Origin of the sequence: Acetoanaerobium pronyense (assembly GCF_017874355.1) — a bacterium.
GTDB lineage: Bacteria > Bacillota > Clostridia > Peptostreptococcales > Filifactoraceae > Acetoanaerobium > Acetoanaerobium pronyense.
The window spans coordinates 1-1,923 of the sequence record NZ_JAGGLI010000073.1 but is presented as its reverse complement, the minus strand read 5'-3'; the positions used below and the strand labels follow the sequence as shown (position 1 = coordinate 1,923).

Genomic DNA, 1,923 nt, shown 5'->3' with positions numbered 1-1,923 from the left:
TTGTGCGCCCAGCATGGGCGCGAACTTGCTGGTGAAAGTCCAGTACGGGGGCTGGTAGTGCCAACCGTTAGCCAAGAGCAAGGGTGTCCATCGTGAGGTGGAATCTGAAGGAAGCTTAAGGCAAAGCACCGAACCGAGGTACACGAATCACATTTGAGGCTCAACCAAGTGGATGAGGTTGCAATACAAACTAAAGTCCAATAACTACCCGAAACTTGCAGAGTAAATGTGGCGGTTACATGGTGTGAAAGTGCGCGCTCTTACCTGGGGAGGTCTCAAGGGTATGTCCTAGGGGTTTACTAACTTACGGATAACCTATGCAGTGATGTATAGCTGAACCTTGAGAAGTCAGCAGAGGTCATAGTAGCTAAAGGGTCATGAATCTTTAGTGAAGGACTGAACATTAGGAGGTTTTCAACTTTGAAAGACTTAGAACAATCACAAAGAAAGCAGACAACTAAATATTTAGGTCACCTTGAGGAAGTAGAAGTGGAACTTTTAGGTAATCAAGGGGCGCTCAGTGGTGTTCTTGGAAACTCAAAGAGAGAAAGAGAAAACGATGAACTAACTGATACTAGTGACTTACTCGATAGAATCTTAGCCAGAGATAATATGCTAAAAGCTATGAAGCGAGTAATTGCCAATAAAGGATGTCATGGAGTCGATGGCATGGGATACGATGAACTTCGTGGATTTGTCATCAATAACTGGCCAAAAGTAAAGGCAAAGTTGCTAGAAGGAAAATATATTCCATCCCCCGTTAGGAGAGTAGAAATACCCAAACCTGATGGGGGAATTAGATTGCTAGGAATACCAACAGTGCTAGACCGAATGATACAACAGGCGATAGCACAGGAGCTTAGTAAAATTTATGAGCCAACTTTTTCTAACAGTAGTTATGGATTCAGGCCTAAGAGACAAGCTAAAATGGCTATCTTAAAGGCAAAGGAATACATTAACGAAGGAAATCGCTGGGTCGTAGACCTGGACTTAGAGAAGTTCTTCGATAAAGTTAATCATGACATACTGATGCAGCGCCTATCCAGGAAGATAAAAGATAGGAGAGTTCTAAGGATAATAAGGAAGTATCTTGAGAGTGGCATTATGGTAGAGGGTTTAAAAGTAAGTAGCAAAGAAGGAACACCACAAGGTGGGCCCCTTAGCCCACTGCTCTCAAATATAATGCTTGATGAAATAGATAAGGAATTAGAAGCTCGAGGACACAGATTCTGCCGCTTCGCGGATGATTGTAATATCTACGTTAAAAGCAAAAAGGCAGGAGTTAGGGTCATGCAGAGTATGACAAGATTGCTAGAAGGAAAACTAAAGCTAAAAGTCAATAGAGAAAAGAGCAAGGTAGACCTAGTAACTAGAAGAAAATTTCTAGGGTTTTCATTTTACTTCGATAGAAATGGAGTCCAAGTAAGAATACATGAAAAATCATATAGCAGATTTAAGGATAAGATTCGAGAAGTAACAAATCGCAATAAAGGTATAAGTATAGAGTACCGCCTTAAAAGGCTAAATGAAATTACCGTAGGTTGGATTAACTATTTCAGTATCGCGAAAGCGAAAACAAGGATTAAAAACCTTGAAGAATGGATAAGACGGCGACTTAGGGCATGTATATGGAAACAATGGAAAAAGATTAAAACAAAGTTTACGAACCTAAAGAAGTTAGGTATTGATAAACAAAAATCTTGGGAATATGCAAATACAAGAAAGGGCTATTGGAGAACATCCAAAAGCCCTATTTTGCAAAGAACGCTTACAAATACTTACCTAGAAGAGCTAGGATATAAAAGTATTAGTAAGCGCTATCAGTTAATACATTAGATTCTAATGAACCGCCGTATACCGAACGGTACGTACGGTGGTGTGAGAGGTCGGTAGATAAAATAATTATCTACCTCCTACTCGATT

At 40.2% G+C, this 1,923-nt stretch carries 1 protein-coding gene; it reads left to right on the top strand.

What is annotated here, in order from left to right; all coding sequences use genetic code 11:
- Positions 1–420 precede the first annotated feature (420 nt).
- Positions 421–1,836 carry a group II intron reverse transcriptase/maturase gene (gene ltrA, locus J2Z35_RS14520; RefSeq protein WP_209662122.1) on the top strand — a complete coding sequence of 472 codons (1,416 nt, stop codon included), beginning with the start codon at positions 421–423 and terminating at the stop codon, positions 1,834–1,836.
- Positions 1,837–1,923 lie beyond the last annotated feature (87 nt).